Source organism: Cystobacter fuscus DSM 2262, assembly GCF_000335475.2.
GTDB classification, from domain to species: Bacteria; Myxococcota; Myxococcia; order Myxococcales; family Myxococcaceae; genus Cystobacter; species Cystobacter fuscus.
In genome coordinates this window covers 233846-253530 of the sequence record NZ_ANAH02000013.1, presented here as the reverse complement: position 1 = coordinate 253530, position 19685 = coordinate 233846, and the positions used below count along the sequence as shown (strand labels likewise).

General features: G+C 68.5%; 17 protein-coding genes. 3 read left to right on the top strand and 14 right to left on the bottom strand.

The window, feature by feature from the left end; genetic code table 11:
- Window positions 1–120 precede the first annotated feature (120 nt).
- A complete protein-coding gene (locus D187_RS23635) occupies window positions 121–1416 on the top strand; it encodes a UDP-N-acetylglucosamine--LPS N-acetylglucosamine transferase (RefSeq protein ID WP_002628154.1) in 1296 nt (431 codons plus the stop codon).
- Window positions 1417–1436: 20 nt separating this feature from the next.
- Here the strand turns inward: D187_RS23635 and D187_RS23630 are convergent, their stop codons facing one another.
- The 11 genes from D187_RS23630 to D187_RS23580 form a co-directional block, all read right to left on the bottom strand.
- Complete coding sequence (locus tag D187_RS23630; RefSeq protein WP_002628153.1) at window positions 1437–1880, bottom strand: GtrA family protein; 444 nt, start codon at window positions 1878–1880, stop codon at window positions 1437–1439.
- A 33-nt stretch (window positions 1881–1913) separates the two neighbouring features.
- Window positions 1914–4559, bottom strand: a complete 2646-nt coding sequence (locus tag D187_RS23625) for a hypothetical protein (protein ID WP_002628152.1) — start codon at window positions 4557–4559, stop codon at window positions 1914–1916.
- Between the two features lie 180 nt (window positions 4560–4739).
- A complete protein-coding gene (locus tag D187_RS23620) occupies window positions 4740–5201 on the bottom strand; it encodes a PaaI family thioesterase (protein WP_043431311.1) in 462 nt (153 codons plus the stop codon).
- An 11-nt stretch (window positions 5202–5212) separates the two neighbouring features.
- On the bottom strand, window positions 5213–6289 hold the full coding sequence (locus D187_RS23615) for an acyl-CoA dehydrogenase family protein (protein ID WP_002628150.1): 1077 nt from the start codon (window positions 6287–6289) through the stop codon (window positions 5213–5215).
- Window positions 6290–6298: 9 nt separating this feature from the next.
- Window positions 6299–7423 carry an FAD-dependent monooxygenase gene (locus D187_RS23610; RefSeq protein WP_002628149.1) on the bottom strand — a complete coding sequence of 375 codons (1125 nt, stop codon included), beginning with the start codon at window positions 7421–7423 and terminating at the stop codon, window positions 6299–6301.
- The gene (asnB, locus tag D187_RS23605; protein WP_002628148.1) at window positions 7420–9369 is read right to left on the bottom strand and encodes an asparagine synthase (glutamine-hydrolyzing); all 1950 of its coding nucleotides are present in this window, start codon (window positions 9367–9369) and stop codon (window positions 7420–7422) included. Before asnB ends, D187_RS23610 begins: the two co-directional genes overlap by 4 nt.
- Window positions 9370–10269: 900 nt before the next feature.
- Window positions 10270–11037, bottom strand: a complete 768-nt coding sequence (locus D187_RS23600) for a pirin family protein (protein ID WP_002628146.1) — start codon at window positions 11035–11037, stop codon at window positions 10270–10272.
- Window positions 11034–11489: a hypothetical protein gene (locus tag D187_RS23595; RefSeq protein WP_002628145.1), complete on the bottom strand. Its 456-nt coding sequence runs from the start codon at window positions 11487–11489 to the stop codon at window positions 11034–11036. The genes D187_RS23600 and D187_RS23595 overlap by 4 nt, the downstream gene beginning before the upstream one ends.
- 238 nt (window positions 11490–11727) lie before the next feature.
- On the bottom strand, window positions 11728–12348 hold the full coding sequence (locus D187_RS23590; RefSeq protein WP_002628144.1) for a YceI family protein: 621 nt from the start codon (window positions 12346–12348) through the stop codon (window positions 11728–11730).
- A gap of 42 nt (window positions 12349–12390) precedes the next feature.
- Window positions 12391–13266: an NAD-dependent epimerase/dehydratase family protein gene (locus tag D187_RS23585; RefSeq protein ID WP_020918224.1), complete on the bottom strand. Its 876-nt coding sequence runs from the start codon at window positions 13264–13266 to the stop codon at window positions 12391–12393.
- A gap of 26 nt (window positions 13267–13292) precedes the next feature.
- Window positions 13293–13913, bottom strand: a complete 621-nt coding sequence (locus tag D187_RS23580; RefSeq protein ID WP_002628142.1) for a luciferase domain-containing protein — start codon at window positions 13911–13913, stop codon at window positions 13293–13295.
- Between the two features lie 122 nt (window positions 13914–14035).
- On the opposite strand from D187_RS23580, the gene D187_RS23575 reads away from it, so the two are divergent.
- Window positions 14036–14974: a LysR family transcriptional regulator gene (locus D187_RS23575; protein WP_002628141.1), complete on the top strand. Its 939-nt coding sequence runs from the start codon at window positions 14036–14038 to the stop codon at window positions 14972–14974.
- Here D187_RS23575 and D187_RS23570 read toward each other — a convergent pair.
- Together D187_RS23570 and D187_RS23565 are read right to left on the bottom strand one after the other, a co-directional pair.
- Window positions 14948–17605, bottom strand: a complete 2658-nt coding sequence (locus D187_RS23570) for a serine/threonine-protein kinase (RefSeq protein WP_002628140.1) — start codon at window positions 17603–17605, stop codon at window positions 14948–14950. The genes D187_RS23575 and D187_RS23570 overlap by 27 nt on opposite strands.
- 202 nt (window positions 17606–17807) lie before the next feature.
- Window positions 17808–18269, bottom strand: a complete 462-nt coding sequence (locus D187_RS23565) for a winged helix-turn-helix transcriptional regulator (RefSeq protein WP_002628138.1) — start codon at window positions 18267–18269, stop codon at window positions 17808–17810.
- Between the two features lie 122 nt (window positions 18270–18391).
- Here D187_RS23565 and D187_RS23560 point away from each other — a divergent pair, with 122 nt between their 5' ends.
- Window positions 18392–18757: a DUF1304 domain-containing protein gene (locus D187_RS23560; RefSeq protein ID WP_002628136.1), complete on the top strand. Its 366-nt coding sequence runs from the start codon at window positions 18392–18394 to the stop codon at window positions 18755–18757.
- Window position 18758: 1 nt separating this feature from the next.
- Here D187_RS23560 and D187_RS23555 read toward each other — a convergent pair whose 3' ends face one another.
- Window positions 18759–19685, bottom strand: a complete 927-nt coding sequence (locus D187_RS23555; RefSeq protein ID WP_002628134.1) for a lysophospholipid acyltransferase family protein — start codon at window positions 19683–19685, stop codon at window positions 18759–18761.

The window sequence follows — 19685 nt, the reverse complement described above, 5'->3', positions numbered from 1 at the left end:
GAACTCCCTGGACATTTGGCTGCCCCGTCCATCACATCTCGGCGCGCTTTCCGACCGCGGCCGGCCCCCCGTCCGCACCTCGGGTCGGAAGCCCCAGGGCCGGTCTTCCTTCTGGATCTTATGAAACGCATCCTGCTCGCCACCATGCCCGTTGGAGGAGGCCACACCGCACTACGCGACTCACTGCGGACGGCGCTGGCCTCCCTGGATCCCGGAAACCGCGACTACGAACTCCTCAGCTTCGACAGCCAGGACACCCGGGTCAGCGGCTTCTATGACTTCTGCATCCACCGGGCGCCCTGGATACAGGCGCTCCTGTTCAGCCTGGGCCACGCCCGGGGCGCCCTGACCCCGACCGTGTTGCTCAATCCGCAGTTGGAGGCCGAGGCCCGGCAGGCCCTGGAGCAGCACCGGCCGGATCTCGTGATCTCCACGCACTTCCTCCAGTCGGCGATGTTCGTGCGTGCCCGGCGCCAGCTGGGGTTGGACATGCCCATCGTCAGCGCCATCCCGGACTATGGCGAGCCGACGGAGATCTTCGCCCCGTCGCAGGAGGCCTACCGGCTCGATGCCCTCATCGTGATGGTGCCCCAGGTGCGCGAGCGGCTCCGGGTGCGCGGTCACTATCCGCTCTCGCGCGTGCACCTGTCCGGGTTCATCCCCAAGGCCCCCTTCCTGGAGATGGGCCGGGAGATGGGCACGCGGGGCCGGCTGTCGGAGACGCGCCGCCGCGCCCTGCTGGAAGCGCTGCGCGCCGAGCACCCCCAGCTCGAGGGCGTGGATCCCTCGCGCCCGACGCTGCTGTTCCTCGGGGGCTCCGCCTGGACGAGCAAGACGATGCCCGTGCTGGAGCGGCTGCTGCGCACGCCCGCGCTGATGGAGCGCCTCAACGTGATGGTGGTGTGTGGGCGCAACGAGCGCTTCCATGACGCCTTGAAGGCCCGGGTCCAGGGCCAGCCGCGCGTCGCGCTCTTCGGCTTCGTCAACGCCTCGCTGATGGCGCGGCTGATGGCGCTGGCGGACGTGCCCGTGCTCGGCAGCCTGGCGCCCGCGTCCATGCACGAGCTGATGGAGACGCGCTGCGGCCCGTTCATGCTCTTCCACATCATCCCGGGCAGCGAGGACGCCCATCCCGCCTACATCCAGGAGCAGGAGATCGGCGTGTACGAGACGGACCCGGACGCCATGCTCAACCTGCTGGCGCAGGCCACGGGCATCAGCCCAGCGGGGCCCGCCATGGCCCGGCTGCTGCGCGTGTGCCCCGAGCGCATGCGCACCCTGCGCTCCACCCACATGGAGCGCGCCTCGCAACTGGGCACGTTCCTGGAGCGGCTGACGGGGCGCGAGCCCCAGACGTCCCTGATGCTCGAGCCGGCACGCGCCCGACGACGCGCACAGGCCGACAGCGCGTCCTGAACGCGGCGGCCCGGCGGGCCTCACGCGGCGCCGGAAGGTGCCCCGGGCCCGCCCGGCTCCTGCCCATGGGTCTTGGACACGCGGAAGACGATCCGCCACGCGGGGTAGCTGAAGCCCACGTAGATGACGAACGTCACGATGAGGTTGGCCAGCTCGAGGGGCAGGTGCAGCGACCTGATCAGGAAGCGGAAGAGCAGCCAGTTGAGCGTGAGGGTGATCGACTCGACGGCGCAGAACAACAGGGCCTGGCGGCGCAGGCTGCCGCCGGTGGCGTGGAAGGCGAACGTGCGGTTGCCGAAGAACTGGACCGAGAGCCCCACCAGGAAGGAGAAGATCTTCGCGGTGGAGGGCTCGACGTGCAGCAGCCGCACGCAGATCTCCAGCACGGCGAAGTCGGCCACCGTGGCCAGGATGCCGACGAAGCTGGAACGCAGGAAGCGGAAGAAGCGCGAGAAGAACGACATCACGCGCCCGACCCTAGCAGTGATCCACGCGGGTCACGGATGTGAAACGGGCTCCGGGCTCGACGGGGGAGCCATTTCGTCGTCGGGAGTCGTGAAGTCCCACGCGCCGTCGTGCCAGAAGGACGAGGACAGCACGAACTCCACCTCTGGATCCCCGTCCCCGTCGTTCAAGGGCAGCCCCAGCGCCTCGGCGAAGGCCAGATCATAGTCGAGGAAGAGGGCCTGGAGCGCGGGGGCCGCGCTCTTCGGGTAGACGAAGAACGGCACCAGGAGGTCGTCCTTGGAGATGGCGAGGAGTTGCCGCGCGAGGACGCTTCCCCGCGAGTCCCGGGCGTAGAGGACACGCTTGTTGACGTCGAGCGCCACGGCGGCCGCGGACTCCGCGTAGAGGCCATTGAGGCCGAAGCAGCTCCCCACGTAGGTGCCCATGCGGAGCACCTCCAACGCATCGCGCTCCAGGGCCAGGGTGACGCGCCCGAAGCCCGGCACCTCCCGGCACAGCACCGGACCGGTGAGCCAGGTCTCCGGCTTCACCCGGGGATGGCGCGCGAACCAGGACCGGGACTCGGGGTGGTGGACGATGAAGTCGCGCTCGCCCGCGAAGTAGTGGTTCAACAGCCTGCGCAGCCCCCGCCGGTTGCCGCCCTCCACGAGGCGCGCCATCTGCAGGGCATGCCGCACGCGCGTGTCGCCCACGTCGGCCTCCAGGTTGCCTCGCAGGAACTCGAGCACGCCGCGCGCCAGCACCTGGAGCCGCAGCCGGGGCAGTTGCGTCGCGGCGAGGCGCAAGGCCCGCTCCGTCTGTACCGGCGTCAGCGCCTCACCCGCCTCCCACGCGAGCCGGGCCTTCCTGGGCAGGGGGCTCTCCACCCCGTCCACGCAGTGCTCACGCAGGCTGGCGGCGAGCACTCCGGGTGGCCACTGGAAGGGATCCTCTCGGACCCATGGATGCCGGGCGAAGTCTTCCAGCAGCGCGGCCTGGGCCTCCTTGTGCGGCGTGCCCAGCAGCTGCGCCGTGCGCACCAGGGTCTCGGTGCAGGACTCCAAGGCATCGAGCACCAGCGACGCGTGGCGGGCGACCAGCAGCCGCATCCCCTCGCCCACCAGGCCCACGAGGTCTCCGCGCGAACAGCCCTCCTCGAAGCGCAGCAGGCTCCGGTCAGAGACACGCGAGAGCCGCTCACGCACCTCGGGCAGGGAGTGGTGCAACAGGGGCTCGAGCACCGAGACGAAGCGGTCGACTGTCGCGAACGAGGGCCCACAGAGACGTTCGACCAGGCGGAACGTGGTGGACTCCAGCCAGTCGGGACCCGACCACTTCGCGCCCCGTCTTCCCAGCACCTTGAACACCATCTCGACGGCGCGCTGCTGGTGACTCGCCGGAATCCGCTCCAACAACCGCAACAGCCGCGGATGCAACCGACGGATGGCCGCCCACTCCCGAGGGCGCTCCTCACCCGGGTCCCAGAGACAAGAGAGCTCATACGCCAGATGCCAGGCGGCCTCCGCGCTCAGGGCCCTCCACGGTGTGGCGACGAGGAGCTCGGCGAAACCCGGAAGCGCTCCACACAGCTCCCACAAACAAACCGGGAGGTAGGCGCCGGACAGCTTCGACGCCACGAAGTCGAAGAGGTCCAGGAGGCACTCTTCCGGGACGGGACCACTCGACCTGGGAAGCACGCGGGGCAATCCCTCCCTGGACATGCCGAGGGCATCCAAGAGACGCAGGCCACTCAGCAGGAAGTCACTGGAGAGACCCGACGCGAGCCCACGCAGGTAGTCCACCCGCCAATCGGCCCGGAGGGACGCGAACGCCTCGATGCGCGGGTCATAAAGGCTGGCATCGAACGGGGACGTCTTCGCCTGGAAGAGGGCCGCGAGCAGGGCCGTCTGGGACTCGGGCACGAGCGACGCCGCGACTTCCAGCCAGCCCAAACCCTTCTCCGGTCCCCATTCGGCCAACAACCGCGCCGCGAGGATCATCACCTCCGGATGCGTGTCGAGCGCCAGCCGTCCCCGGAGCGCGAGCAGTCGGCCGAAGTCGGCCGGCACGCCTGGAGTCAGGAGACAACCCAGCCGGACGAGGGACGCGGGCAGCTCGGCGCCGCGCTCCTCGAGGACTCCGTGGCGCCAGGCCAGGGCCACCTCGGCGCGCCCGGCAGCCAGCAACGCCTGACGCACGAGTGCCAGGCGCTCAAGCGACAAACCCTCGTCCCCGAGGCGTTGGAGCGCCTCGTCCACATGGGGGCGCAAGGACTCGAGCAGGGCCCGGACCGTCGCGCGATGGAGCAGGTAGGGACGGACGTCGAGCACCTCTGGAGAGGCGCGCTTGGGCGGCTGATGGATGGTGCCCCGATAGCCCCGGGGGTGGGCGGCGGTCCTCCGGTGCGGCGCGGGAGGAGACTCCAACCAGGGGTGGGCCAGCGATGGCGCGGGGCCCGGCTCACCGGCCACGGTGTGCAGCAGCACGCGGAGCACATGGGTGAGCGTGTCCACGGTCGCGCCACGCGCCCGGCCCAGGTGCTCCCAGGACGCCCGCAGGGACGCACGCTCCGCGGCACCGGGTCCGGAGAGCTGCTCCAGCGGGACCCGGAGCAGACGGCTCGCGCCCTCCTCCTCGGGAAGCACGAGCCCCATGAGTCCTTCAGGCTCGCGCGAGACGCAGATCAGGCGTGACATGGGGTGTTCTCCTCCCCGTCACGATAGCAAAGGAGCACAGGAGGCCTTGCTCCCTGGATCCTGTCTGGGGCCGTCCACAGGACCATCACCGCGGGCATCACCTACGTCCTCGCGGCGGTCAACAGCAACCAGGACGCCTGAGGGACGAGCCCGGCACGGACTCCCGAGGCCATCAACGAGTCAGCCCGTCTTGGCCGCGTCGGCCTTCCAGTCGTAGCGCATGCGGAACTTGCTCAACTGGGCGGACGCGACCTGGACCCGCTTGCCGTCCTCGACGAGCTTCCAGGCCTGGCTGTGCGTGAAGATGAGGTTGCGCCCGGAGCGCACGACCTCGGCTTCGAACAGCACCTCGGTGCCCAGCGGCGTGGCCGACATCATCATGCTGTTGAAGCTGTTGGTCAGCGCGTACTCGTCCGGCCCGAGCATCGGCAAGGTGGCCAGCATGCTCACCACGTCGAGCATGGAATACAGCACCCCGCCATGCAGGGTATGGCTGAGGTTGTCGATCGCCTCCGTCACCCGCAGCTGGCACTGACAGAAGCCGGGACGCTGCTCGATCAGACGCAGGCCGCAGTAGCGTTGGTACGCATGCTCCAGCAGCGCCCGCGAGTGTGCCTGGGCGTGCTCACTGATGATTGTCATGGTGTGACCCGTCACAAAGACCTTCCAATGATTTCCAACATGACTTCCCGGGCGCCCCCACCGATGCCGAGCAGCCGCGCATCGCGGTAGATGCGCTCGACCACCGAGGGCTCCACGCAGCCGTGCGCGCCATGCACCTGCACGGCGTCGTGGGCAATGCGCTCGAGCACGTCCACGGCCGTGTTCTTCGCGATGGCGGCCTGGGTCGCGCTCAGCTCGCCGGCGGCCTGCCAGCGCACCGCCTGCTCGACATACACGCGCACCAGACTCAGCTCCGAGTGCCGCTCCGCGAGCCGCTGACGGATGACGGACTTGTCCAGCAACGCCTCTCCACCCACCTGGCGCCCGCGGCAGTGCTCGATGGCCGCGCGCAGGGCCAGCTCCGCCGAGGCCATCGCCATCACCGCCAGGTTCAACCGCTCCTGTTGCAGGCATTGCTGCAAGAGCCGCCCCACCCCATTGCCCTGGGTCAGACGACGCGCGACCGTCCGCTCGAAGCGAAAATCCGCCAGGGGCAGGCAGCGCCAGCCGAGGCAGGCCTGACGCGTACCGCGAGACCCCGCCGCGTCGCCGTCCACCAGGAACAACTCCAGCTTGCCCTCGAGGAGCGCGCCCACCAGGAGCCAATCCGCGCGGGAGCCATTGCAGATGAAGGCCTTGTCGCCCGTGAGCCGGTACTCGCCGTCGATGAAGTCCGCCCGGCACTGGAGCGCCCGGAGATCCGAGCCCGCCTGGGGCTCGGTGAGCGCCAGGACGATGCTCCGCTCCCCCTTGAGCACGGCGGGAACCACACGGGCCGCCACCTGGGGATCGCCGCCCTGCACCGCCTTCAGGCTGACGAAATGCGAGGCCAGCCCCATGGTGATGCCCTGCGAGCCTCCCAGGGTCAGTTGCTCCACCAGCACCGCCAGCGCCGCGGGATCCTCCGGAAGCCGCTCTGGCGAGTGCCCCAATGCCAGCAGACCGGCCTCGCCGGCCCGCCGGTGCAACTCCATCGGATAGGCCCCGTCGCGCTCCCACTCCGCCACGTGGGGCCTCACGAAATCATTGACGAAGGAGCGGACCGCGTCTCGAAGATGTTCAGTCATGGCCCTTGCCTAGAACACCGTGCTCTGCGCGAGGTGGTGGAAGCGCTGGACGATGGGGGTGAGCCGCGCCTTGCTGACCTCGCCTTCGCGCTCGAAGTAATACAGGTCCGTCATGTCCCGCATCACCTTCAGCATGTCACGCGAGCGCTGGGCCGCGCGCAGCTCGTAGCGTTTCAGGGCGGACTCCAGGCTTTTGTCGCAGTGGCCGACCAACGCCTGGGCCAGCATGAAGCCGTTCTCCAGTCCGAGCGTCAATCCATAGCCCAGCGTCGGCAGCATCGCGTGGATGCTGTCGCCGAGCATCACGACCCGTCCCCGGAACCAGTGGCCCTCACCCGTCAAGGCCTTGAGCTTGTGGGTGAGGATCTCCTTCTCCTCGGTCGCCCCGATCATCCGCAGCAGCTCCTCCGGCAGGGCGGCGAACAGCTCCAGCAGGCCCGCGCGGTCGAGCAGCGGCTGATTGCGATGCTGGTAGGCGGCGAACCAGTAGCGCAGCGAGGTGGCCTCGTTGAGCGGATAGGTGACCACCCGGGAGTGCGTGGAGGTGAAGATCTGGCACCGGTCGGAATGCAGCAGCGGCGAGCGGAAGGCCACCACGCCCCGGCTCGCCACCAGCCCGGTGTCGTAGGGGATCATGCCCGGGTCGACGAAGCTCCGCACGGTGGAGGAGACGCCGTCGGCACCGATGACCAGATCGAAGCCCTCCACCTGCCCATTGCTGAAGGTGACCTGGACCTGGTCCCCCAGGTCCTCCAGCCGCTCGCAGCCCATGCCGTAGCGGATGTCCCGCTCCTCCAGGCTGGCCGCCAGCAGACGGAACAGCTCCGTGCGCAGGAACATCATCGCCGGCGCCGGAATGCCGAGCCCCTCCGGACGCACCGGCTGGCTGTGGATCAGCCGGCCCTGCTTGTCATGGGTGTCCAGGAACTCGATGGCCTGGCCGCGGCCGAGGAAGTCCCGGTTCTTCAACACGAAGCGCAGGACCTGCATGGCTTGCGGCCAGACATAGATCCCCGTCCCCGAGTCGCGGGGCCCCTGACCGCGCTCGAAGACGGTGCACTCCAGACCGAAGCGCTTCAACATGATGGCGCAGGCCAGGCCATTGAGGCCCGCGCCAATGATGGCGATTCTCATGCCGCGACTCGCGAATTCCAGTGAGCGGAAGCTCCGGAAGACCCCATGGCGAAGCGGCGCTGCAACAGGCAGAGACTCGTCAGCTCCATCAACATCGGATCGAGCAGACCCTGCTCCTGGGCCGACAGTCGCGGCAGCTTCTCCAGCAGCGAGCGGACCTTCGCCGGCTCGAAGAACGGCAGCGCGTCCAGTTCCCCACCGCGGAGCACGTCCTGGACCAGCTGGTACAGCCGTCCCTGCTGCTGCAGGGTCGCGGGCGGAGCGCGGAAGTAGTGCTTCTTGCGCTTGTACAAGGCGTCCGGCAGGTACGGCCGCATCGCCTCACGGAACACGTACTTCTCCGTGGAGCCCCGCACCTTCATCCACACCGGCAGCCGGCAGGCCAGCTCCACCACGTGGTGGTCCAGCAACGGCACGCGTCCCTCGATGCTGTTGGCCATCTCCATGCGGTCGCCCAGCGTGGTCAGCACGAAGTTGGGCAGGTAGGACTTGGCCCACAAGTACATGGACTTGTGCACCGGATCCCGGCCCTCGAGGTTGCGGTGATCCAGCCGATCGAAGAACTGGCGGTAGGGGTCCACGCCCTGGAAACGGTCGTGGAAGTCCGCGCGGTAGAGCGACTCCAGGGCCTTGAACCAGCCGGCCTGGTTGTCCAGCCAGGAGACGCCATGGCGCAGCTGCTGAATCATCCAGTGGATGTCCTGGGGCATGTCCGGCTGCACATAGCCCTGCTCGCTCTCCTGGATGCGCTGGCGCAGCTTGTTGACCACCTCCGGATCCTGCTGCTCGGAGTTGTACAGCAGCATGTCCCGGCGGAAGTGCGGGTAGCCGGCGAACACCTCGTCGGCGCCCTCGCCGGTGAGCACCACCTTCATCCCGGCCTCACGCACCTGCTGGCTCAGGATGTACTTGGCCACGCCGTGCGCGTTGAAGAACGGCGTCTCGTTGTGCCACAGGGCCTGCTCGAAGAAATCGGCGAGGTTGTCCTGGGAGACGGCGATGGTGTGGAAGCGCGCACCGTTGTGCTCCGCGGCGAGCCGGGCGAACCGGTTCTCGTCGTAGTCATCCATGTCCGTGAAGGACAGGTTGAAGGCGTTCAGCGGCTGGCTGGACAGGTGCGTGGCCATGCCCAGCATGGCCGAGGAGTCGATGCCACCGCTGAGATAGACGCCCATGGGCACATCCGCCCGCAGGCGCAGGCGCACCGACTCCTCCACCGCCGCGCGCACGGCCTCGATCATTCCCTTCTCGTCGGCCGGATAGACGGCGTCCTGACGGGCGAACTCCATGTCCCAGTAGCGGCCATTGTGCAGGCCGCCGTTGTCGACCATCACCCAGCAGCCCGGCTGCACGCTGCGCACGCCCTTGAACAGGGTGTGATCGCGCAGATAGAAGGCACGGCTCGCGTACGCATCCTCATCCCACTCCGCGGGGATGCCGGCGGCCAGCAACGCCTTGATTTCCGACGCGAAATACCAGGCGCCCCCGTGCTGGGCATAGAACAACGGCTTGATGCCCATCCGGTCGCGCACCGCCATCATCAGCCGGCGCCTCCGGTCGAACAGCACGATGGCGAACTCGCCACGCAACTGCTTGAGCCCCGCCACGCCGGAGCGGCGATAGAGATGCAGCGCGATCTCGCTGTCCGAGGCGGTCTTGAAGATACACCCCTCGGCCTCCAGCTCGCGGCGGATCCGCTCATGGTCATAGAACTCCCCATTGACCACCAGGGTCAGATCTCCCTGCTCCGCGACAATGGGCTGACTACCATTGTTCAACCCGATGATGCTCAAGCGGACGTGTCCGAGCGCCGCGCGGCCCGACGGGTCATGCCACACACTGCGCTCGTCGGGACCCCGGTGGTTGATGCTGCTCAAGGCCTTGAGCAGGGAGTGTTCATCAATGACAGCGGGATTGCGTTGATAGACGCCAATGAAGCCACACATAAGATGTCTCTTCCTCGCGAATGCAGATGTTCCATCGGCGCCAGGGACGCGAGGCTGGTGAGCACTCAGCGCCACGGCGCGACCATGGTTGACAGATCAGACACAACAAGACAGGACGGGACACCCCATCCAGCAAGCACTCTATTGAAATGATTGGATGACCGGATCAGCCCCTGGCGCGGACACGCGCTCAGACACTCATTCCACAGCAGCTGTTCTCAAGGCGGGACATCGTGGACCCCCAGACTCGCAAAGGTGCCTCTTACAACCCTCGTGAAACTCGGCCCGAGTGACACATACGGCGACGTGTCGTCCCTAGATGATTCGCGGCGTACATATCATTCTTTAAGAGAACTTGAAAGCCTAAAAAACTGTAACAGACCCATCCAGGAGGATTTCTTGAAATTGACACACAAGAAACGGTGGTACGGCCGGAACACGCACCTGTCCCGCGAATGAAGGGGCGTGTCACGGCGGAGAGCACGTGCCTTGAACATGGAAAAGCCACACGCCTCGAACCAGCTCGCGGCATCGAGGTCCGTGATTCGTGGAATCGCGTCCCCGGTTGTCTGGCATGAGTCAGGGCAATGGTGTTCATGGCGGTCTCCCATCAACGAGCGGCATCGTGGAATCCACTGATTGCCCTGATTCGGGGGATGTCTGCTTTCCTACAACCGCCAACCGCTTCCACCAGGACGCCAATCCATGGGGACCCTGCCGTCATACGCCGGGCGACGAGCAACCCCTCTCACCGACGACACCATGGCCAGAACTCGTGGTGACGCCATTCCAGGAGTCAGACAGCGACTCCCGAGCATGACCGCGCCATCCCGAAGCCGGCGTCCCGTGGATTCCGTCAGGAATTCGTGGCAGGTGCTTCCCCCGGGGGAGGATACGGACTCATCCCTGGGGCGACAGGGGGAGATCGAAGAACAGCACCTCGGTCACCTCTTCCGCCACGAGCTCCACGGAGGGAGTCTCCACCAGCTTCAGCGCATCGCCCGCGCGCAAGAGCACCGGCTGCTCTCCCTCGGGACGAGCCTCCAGCCGACCCCGGGCCACGTGCAGATAGCCACCACGTCCCGCCGCCAGTTCGCGGGAAAGACGGATGCCGGGCTCCATGATCGCGGCGGAAATGCGCGCATCCTGATGCAGCTTGACCGAGCCGTCCTGACGGTCTGGCGACGCGATCAGACAGAAGCGATTGTGTTTGGCGGCGTCGTCGAAGTGCGCCTGCTCGACGCTGGGCGGCAGACCGCTCACGGAGGGAAGGAGCCAGATCTGCAGGTGGTGATCCAGCTTGCTCTGTGATGCGTTCATCTGGCTGTGCATGATGCCATGGCCGGCACTCATGCGCTGCACGTCGCCGGGGCGTACGAGGGCGTGAGTGCCCAGGCTGTCACGGTGCTCGATGACGCCGGACAGCGGATACAGCACGATTTCCATGTCGCTATGGCCATGAGGGCCAAAGCCGGTGCCCGGAAGAATCACATCCTCATTCAGCGCGCGCAGTGGGCCAAAATTCTCATGCGCCGGATCCTGGTACGAGGCGAACGAGAAGCTGAAGCGCGCGTCGAGCCAGCCGAAATTGGCGTGTCCACGGTCCTGCGCGCGCCGCAGCATCACCCGCCGCGACTCAGGAGGAAGGGAAACAGCGGTGGCGCTCATGTGCGTGCCTCTTGGGGTCGCGGATTGACCAGCCAGCTCCCCGCCAGGAGGATGGCCATCGCCACCCACGTCGGGACCGTCAGGTGCTCGTTGAAGAACAGCAGTCCGGAAATCACGCCCGTCCCGAGCAGGATTCCGGCCAGGCGCAACGACCGGTAGCGTTCGACCCAGGCGAACGCAGGGGTGAACAACGGAGGCGACGTGTACACCCATGAGGTCAGGCGCGTGCCCACATTGTCCCTGGCGCCGGCCCGCGGCCCCGCGAGGGCCAGGAGCAGTCCACTCCCGAGCGCGGGCCAGAACGCGAAGGCCAACGGCGACCAGCCCGCGGCACGGGCCAGGCGAGACATCGGCAACATGCTGCCGAGCACCGCCCCCGTGACGAGCAGCAACGACAGCGGCGAATCGCCGAGCTGACGCAGCCTCGGGTCTGGACGAAATCCGGATTTCAACGAACTCCCCTATCGAGCGGAATTCACTGTACCGGCTTTCGCAACCCAAAATTCGGCTGAAAACGAAAACAGTCAATTTCCAAGAAGAAACAATCCCCTCTTGCAAGGGAGGCGCCTGCAAGGGGGGGTCTTCCGCACGGCCCTCTCCGTCCTGGTGTTCCCGGGACGGGAGCCGCGCATGGAAAAAAAGGGGCCCGTCACCGGGCCCCTTCGGACAACCCACGGCGCTCGCGGCGGACTACTTGGTGTCGGTGGCCGCCTTGGCCGGCGCCTGCTTCTTCGTGAGCTGCAGGTCGATGGTGATGGAGACCTCCTCGCCCACCGCCACGCCGCCCGTCTCCAGCACCTTGTTCCAGCTCAGGCCGAAGTCCTTGCGGTTGATCTTCGTGGTGGCCGTGCCGCCGCGCTTGAAGTTCCCCCAGGGATCCTTCGACTCGGTGGTGAAGCCCTCCACGTCCAGCACCACCGGCTTGGTCACGCCGTGCATGGTGAGCTGGCCGGACACCTTCAGGTTCTTGCCCGCCTTCTCCACCTTCGTCGACTTGAAGGTGAGGGCGGGATACTTCGCGGTGTCGAAGAACTCCGGGCCGCGCATGTGCTCATCCCGGGCGGTGTCGTTGGTGTTGAAGGTCGTGGCGTCGATGCTCGCCTCGATGGTGGACTTGGTGATGTCCTTCTCGTCGATGTTGGCGCTGCCCGTCACCTTCGAGAAGGAGCCGCGCACGTTGGACACCATCATGTGCTTCACGGCGAACTGGGCGCTCGAGTGGGCCGCGTCGATGTCGTACTCGGTGGCGAAGGCGAACGACGGGGAGGCGAGCACCAGGGCGGCGACGGCGGACTTCAGGGACTGCTTCATGGGGTTTTGCTCCAAGTGGGAACGACGGGAATGGAAAGCGTTTCAGCGCTGGGCGTAGGAGCCGCTGCGCAGCTCCTCGATGATGCTGGGTCCACGGGGCGCCCAGCCCAGGGACTGCTCCGCCCGGCGGGCGGAGAACTTCTGGTCGAGCGCCAGCGCATCGGCGAACGCGCCGAACTGCGTCCGGGCCTCCTCCAGGGGCCAGGCAACCGTCTTGCCTCCCGCCCCGGCGCCCTCGCTCGCCGCGGCGGCGATCTCCTTCACCTTGAAGGAGGGGCCCTGGACGGCCAGGAGGGTGGTGCCCGCGGACGCCCGCTCGACGGCGCGCACGTACAGGTCCGCGAGATCATCGATGAAGACCACCGGCCAGTGGTTCTCCCCGGTGCCCACGAAGCGCGCGGCGCCCCCCTCACGCGCGGACGAGCCGAGCATCCCGGGGATGCCGCCCCCGCGTCCGTAGACGATGCCCGGGCGGATGACGATGCCCCGGATGCCCTGCGTGGCGAGCACCCGCTTCTCCACGGCCGGACGCCAGGCGACGAGCTCGGCCGCGTTGAGCGGGCTGTCCTCATCCGCCACGCCGCCGCGCGTGCCACCATGCACCCAGACGCCGCTCGTGTAGAGGAAGGTCTTGCCCGTGCCCGCCAGCTTGTCGAGCACCGCCGCGACCGCGGGCGCGTCCACGGCCTCGCTGTTCGCGGTGGCGGTCCAGACGATCGCGTCGAAGTCCTGCACGAGGGCGGACAGGCCCGCCGCATCCGTGAGGTCACCCCGCACGGGCTGGATGGCCAGCGACTCGAGCTTGCGCTTCGCGTCGTCGGAGCGGGCGAGTCCCTTGACCTGATGGCCGGCCTTGGCGAGCGCTCCGGCGACGGCCGAGCCGATGTAACCCGTTGCTCCAGTGACCAGAATCTTCATGTCCATCCTCTTTCACGTCTGTTGAATCAATCGACCTGGACGTCCACGGCCTGACCCTCACGGGCCCAGACGTAGGAGCGCAACAGCAGTTGCCACACCACCTCGAGCTCGGCCGCGTCCCGTGGCCCGAAGACCATGGGAGTCCCGGAGCGGGGATGAGGCGCGCCCCAGCCCTGCTGGTACACCTTCTCCGCCACGCCGGGAGGAAACTTCATGTGAAGGCTTCCATCGTGCGCCGGGTGGATGTGAGCGAACTCGGTTCCCACCTGGAAGGCCGCACGGGGCCCGAGGACCGCCTCGGGCCGGAGCCAGAAGGCACGAGCGCCCGGGACCGAGATTCCGCTGGGTGCCACCACGACATCCGCCAGGGCCGCGGCCCGGGCGAAGAGCGCCTCCTGCATGTCCCTGGGGGACTGCTGGCTGAGCTGCCGGTGCGCGAGCGGGGTTCCGGGCGGCGCGTCACTGACCTCGGGTGCCGGCCCCGGCCGTCTGCCCAGGCGGAAGGCCGTCTCCAGGAGGACCCCCCGCGTGGCGGGAGCGGAGGGGAACTCCTGCTCGACGGAGGGCTCGCGCGTGGCCGAGGTGCAGGCCGCCAGCGGAAGCAGCAGAGCCGCGACGACGGCGAACACCCACCTCTTTGAGGTCATATCTTCATCTCCGCCGGGCTGCGCGCGTGTCTGGGAGGTCACCTTTCCCACAGCGTTTATTTGTTTCCCCGGGGTAGAAACAATGAGGGGAATGGAAAAGGATTGTTTCCAGGAGAAGACCAATGAAGGACGTGGGGTGTTACTTCACCTTCGCGGAGGTCGTGCGAACCGGAAGTTTCACAGCCGCCGCCCGAGTGCTTGGGGTCACCAAGGCAACGGTCAGCAAGCAGGTGATGCACCTGGAGAACATGCTGGGCATGCGGCTGCTGCACCGCACGACGCGCAAGCTGTCCCCCACGGCCGAGGGCGAGGCGTTGTACGCGCGCTGCCGGCGCATGGCCGAGGAGCTGGAGGCGGCGGAGGCCGAGGCCATGAACCTGCGCAGCAAGCCCCGGGGCCGGCTGCGCGTGAGCGTGCCCATGACGTTCGGTCTGGTGCATATCGTCCCGGCCGTACCGGAGTTCCTCAACCGCCATCCGGAGATCGAGTTCGATCTCCAGCTCGATGACCGCGTGGTGGATCTCGTCGAGCAGGGCTTCGACATGTCGGTGCGGATCGCCGAGCTGCCGGACTCGTCCCTCACCGCCAGGAAGATCGCCAGCAGCCGCCGCGTGGTGTGCGCGACGCCCGAGTACCTCAAGCGCCACGGCACGCCGCGCAAGCCCGAGGAATTGCGCCAGCACCGGTGTCTGCAATACACCTATCTCGCCTCGGGAACGACATGGCGGCTGAGCGGCCACGGGGAGGACTTCCTCGTCCCGGTGGGAGGACCGCTGCAGGCCAACAGCAGTCTGGCCCTCAAGGCCGCGGTGCTCGCGAACATCGGGATTGGCCAGTTCCCCCTGTTCGTGGTCTTCGAGGAGCTGAGCAGCGGCCGGCTGGTTGCCGTGCTCGAGGACTACACGCTCCCGCGTCTGACCATCTGGGCCGTTCACGCCTCGGGACGCACCGTCACGCCGAAGGTCCGCGCGTGGGTGGACTTCCTGGTACGTCGCTTCGAGAAGGAGACGGGCTGGAGCGACGGGCCCGGCGGTTCAGCGCGCGAGCATCCCCATCCATGACTTCACCTCGGCCGCGCGCTGGGAACTGCCCGCCCGGGTGAAGCGCTCGAGGGCCCGGGCCGCCTCGAGCTGGGCCTCCTTGACGCGGCCGTCGCGCCACAACGCCTGGGCCAGGACGAACCCCGTGCCACCGAGGACCTTCTCGGGCACGTTCTCGAAGGTGCCGGCGCGCCGCAGGATGGCGATGGCCTCGCGCGTGCGGCCCAGGGCCAGCAGCGCCTGGCCGACTCCGTCATAGGAGGACTGCAACTCGCCGTCCTCGGGCGGCAGGTTCTGGAGCTTGAGTCCGAGCGCCTCGCGGAAGACATGCAGGGCGTCCTCGTTGCGCTCCAGGGCCAGCAGGCACATGCCCTGCGAATCCAGGGCATCGGCCAGCGACAGCGGATCCACCGAGGAGGAGCGGTAGAGGTCCGCCGCGAAACGCGCGTGCTCCAGGGCGCGTGCCGGCTCCGCGTTCTCGCGCAGCGCGCGCGACAGCTCTCCGTGAAACCACGCCAGCTCCAGGTGCCGCGGGCCCACCGCCGCTTCCATCTGCCGCAGCGCTTCCTCCAACATGTCCACCGCCCGCCGCGTCTCGCCCAGGTCCAACAGCGCCCGCCCGAGCGTGTACGTCACGCGCGCCCGCTTCGGATGCCCGGGCGGCAGCCCTCCCAGCAGCGCCAGCGACCGCTCCAACAAGACACGCGCCTGCTGGGGCTTCTCCTGCCAGAGGGCCAGGTGGGCGCGGTTCATCAGCAAGTCGCTCTCCAGGAGCGTGTCTCCGCCGAGCCGTCGCACCATCGCCTCGCCCAGCCGGCCCCAGCGCTCCGCGTCCGCGTAGTGCTCCAACTGCCCCGTCACGAAGAGCAGCTTGTTGAGGATGGACACCTGCAGGCGGTCCGCCCTTCCCGCCGCGGCGTCATACACGGCCTGCTCCAGCAGCGAGGCGCCCTCCTGCGTCCTGCCCATGAGCGCCAGGAGCCAACCCTGATGCAAGCGCATCTCCGCCAGCAGGGGCAGATGGCCGCTGGCCACCACGCGCGGTGCGAGCGCCTCGGCCTCCTCGAGCGCCGCCGGGTAACGGCTCACGTCGAGCAGGGCCTTGAGCTCGGCCACCCGCGTTTCCAACCGCTCGAGATCCGCGCGCCGGGAGGGATCCACGGGCCGGGGCTGCTGCTCGGACAGCGTCCCCACGTTCGCGCAATCCGAGGGAGCGGGCAGCGCGTACACCGCGTCCAGCGACTTCTCCACGCCCCGGGCGTCCACCTCTCCCAGCACCTTCACGAGCGCGCGCAGGCTCTCGCGCCGCAGCTCCAGGCACACCACCTGCTGGGACAACAGGAGCTCCGTGCGCTCATCGCGCAGGCGCGTGGCCTCACAGGCCTCGGTGCTCTGCCGGGACCACGCCACGGCGTACGTATCGAGCACCGCCGAGGCCCGGCGGAACATCTGCCCCGCCGCGGGGCCCCCGGCCTTCTCGAAGGCGGCCTCCACCCGTTGACGCTCCGGCGCGCCCCACACCTCCGCCATCTGCCGCTCGGCGCCCGTGCACAGCCGGGAGCGCCAGACGGCCGCGCTCCCCACCGCCACGAGCGCCAGTCCCATCAGGGCCCCCACGCCCAGCCAGCGCCACCGCGTCAGCCGCCGCTCCTGGGAGAGCGCCCCCAGCAGCGCATCCATGGAGGCGAAGCGCGCACCGGGCTCGAGCGACAATCCTCGCATCACCGCGCGCCGCACCCAGACGGGCACCTTCACCCCGCGCGGCGGCTCCTGGATGATGGACGGCGAGGCCCCCCGGTGCGCCGCGGCCCGGGCCATCTCCTCGGGATCGAAGGGGCGTGTGTTGTACAGCGCCAGGTACAGCGCGGCGCAGAAGCTGAACTGGTCCGAGCGCGCGTCCACCGCGTCCCCCCGCGTCTGCTCCGGTGACATGTAGTGCGGCGTCCCATGCACCATGCCCTCCTGGGTGAGCGACCGCCGCAGCACCGACACCGGCCTGGGCAGCGGCAGCGCCTCCTGGGTCAGTCCCCGCGAGGGAGTGAAGCGGGCATCGCGCCGGGCCAGGCCGAAGTCGGTGACGTAGACGCGGCCGTTGTGGCCCACCAGGACGTTGGCGGGCTTGAAGTCGCGGTGGACCAGTCCCGCCGCGTGCGCGGCCGCCAGGCCCTTGCCCGCCGCGACGTACTTCTCCAACACCTCGCGCCAGGAGCGCGGCCGCTCGCGCAGCCACTCGCGCAGCGTGCCCCCCTCCACCAGCTCCATGGCCACGAAGACCTGATCCTCCCAGGAGCCCACCTCGAAGACGGGGATGACGTGGGGATGGGAGACACGGGCCATGGCCTGGGCCTCGTGCACCAACCGCGCCCTGCCCTCCTCCAGGTCCGTGCCCTCGTCCTTCACGAGCCACAGCTTGAGGGCCACCTTGCGATCCAGGTCTGGATCATACGCCGCGTACACCACGCCCATGCCGCCCTGTCCCAACTGCTTGAGCAGCAGGAAGCGGCCCACCTGCCGCGGCGGCCTCGCGGGGAGCGGCTCTCGCGGAGCCTGCTCCACGGGCGCAACCCCGGTGGAGGCCAGCATCGGCTCCGTCTCGGTCTTCTCCTCTCCGTGCGGCACGGGTGGGGGCATGGCTTCGTCGCGATGGGACATGGCGGATCACCCGTATCCTAACGGCTTCTCCACCCCTTCACGCCAGGGGCCGCAACTCCACCCGGTCCCGTTGCGATAATGGGAGAAGCCGTGGTGTGCGTGGCCCTCGCCCAAAGACTGCTCCGCCCAAAGACTGCTCAAGGACTGCTAGACATCATCGAGGCCAGTGAATGCTCCGGGTGGACGCCAATGCCTTGCTGAATCACCGCGGCTCCACGGGACGGATGGGTATCTGATGGATGCTCAGGTCCGTCCCGGTGACGCGGCGCCCGCATGCGCGGCACGTCAACACCGTGTGCAGCGGCTCCCCGCAGTCATGCACGAGCGCACCCGGCGTGGCGGGCACGTCCGACGTCCACCGCCGCCCCCACTGCAGCAGGCTGAGCAGCGTGGGCGCCAGATCCAACCCGGCCTCGGTGAGGTGGTACTCGCTCCTCGCGGGCCGCTCCGAGTACTGCACCCGGCGCAGCACGCCCGCCTCCGACAGCTTGCGCAGCCGCGCGGTGAGCACGTCCCGCGGCGCCCCGGTGTTCTGGGCGATGCCCTCGAAGCGCCGCACGCCGTAGAACACCTCGCGCACCACCAGCAGCGACCACTTCTCTCCCACCACTTCCAGCGCATCGGCCATCGAGCACACCCGAGGACCGGCCTCCTTCTTCGGCATGCCCCCATCCTAACGAATCAGTTGGAAATCCCAACCCACGTGCTAGGGTGCACCCAGTTGGAAAATCAAACCGACCCCGGGAGACGTCCGAGAACGCACCGGGGCCGCTCGAGGAAAGCCGAATGAGTCTGCTCGCCGTGCTGTTCGTGGGACTGGTCGCCGCCATCCATGTCTACATCGTGGTGCTGGAGATGTTTCTCTGGACGAAGCCCCGGGGGATGAAGGTGTTCAGGACGGAGCCGGCCTACGCCGCGCAGACGGCGACGCTCGCCGCCAACCAGGGGCTGTACAACGGCTTCCTCGCCGCGGGCCTCGTCTGGGGCCTGGTGGCCGCGGAGCCGGTGGCCTTCCAGGCCAAGGTCTTCTTCCTGGCGTGCGTGATGGTGGCGGGCCTGTACGGCGCGGCCACGGTGAGCCGGCGCATCCTCTTCGTGCAGACGGTGCCCGCGGCCATCGCGCTGGTGCTGGTGGTGCTCGCGCGCGCGTGAGTCAGGAGGCCGGGGGAGGCCGGGTCTTCCAGCGCTGGTGCATCCACACCCATTGCTCGGGAGCACGGCGGATGGCGGCCTCGATGCGCTCGGAGAGCGCCGCGGTGAGCGCCAGGGCGTCCGCCTCGCGGTCCGTCCCCGCCCGCCACGCCACCTCCTCCATCCACAAGCGGTAGCCCTCGCGCTCGCGCTGGCAGAAGCCCACCACCACCGCCGCGCCCGTGCGCAGCGCCAGGTCCGCCGCCGCCCGGGGCGTGGCCGCCAGCTCCCCGAAGAAGGGCACGAAGAGCGACTGCACCCGCGTGTCCTGGTCGATGAGCAGCCCGAGAATCTCCCCCGCCTTGAGCGCGCGCAGCATGGCGCGCGCCGCGCCCTCCTGGCCGCGCCAGATGCTGCGCACCCCGCCCAGTTCCCGGAAGCGTCCGACGAGCGCGGTGAGACGCGGGTCCGTCGTCTCCTTGGCGATGCTCTGACTCGGGTAGCCCGCGCGCGACACCCGCCGCGCCAACAGCTCCCAGTTGCCCACGTGCCCCGAGACGAAAACCACTCCCTTGCCCCGGGCGAGCGCCGCGTCGAGCACGCGCCGATCCGCGTCCTCCCAGCGCACCAGCCGATCCAACTGTCGATCCATGGACGAAGTGGCCCCCACCTCGAAGGCGGCCATGCCCAGGTGGCGGAAGGAGGCGCGGGCGAGCGAATGACGCTCCGCGTCGGACTTCTCCGGGAAGGCGCGGGCGAGGGACTTCAAGGCCTTGCGCCGCTCCCCCCCGGCCAGGGCGAAGGCGAGGCGGCCGAAGCCCGCGCCGAGCCACCGGGCGAAACCGAGCGGCAGGGCTCCCACCAGGGCGAGGGCGGCGCGCACGAGGAGGTAGCGGAGGAAGCGCTTGAGGCGCTTTGTTAGGGGAGGACGCTCCACGAGCGTGTCCAT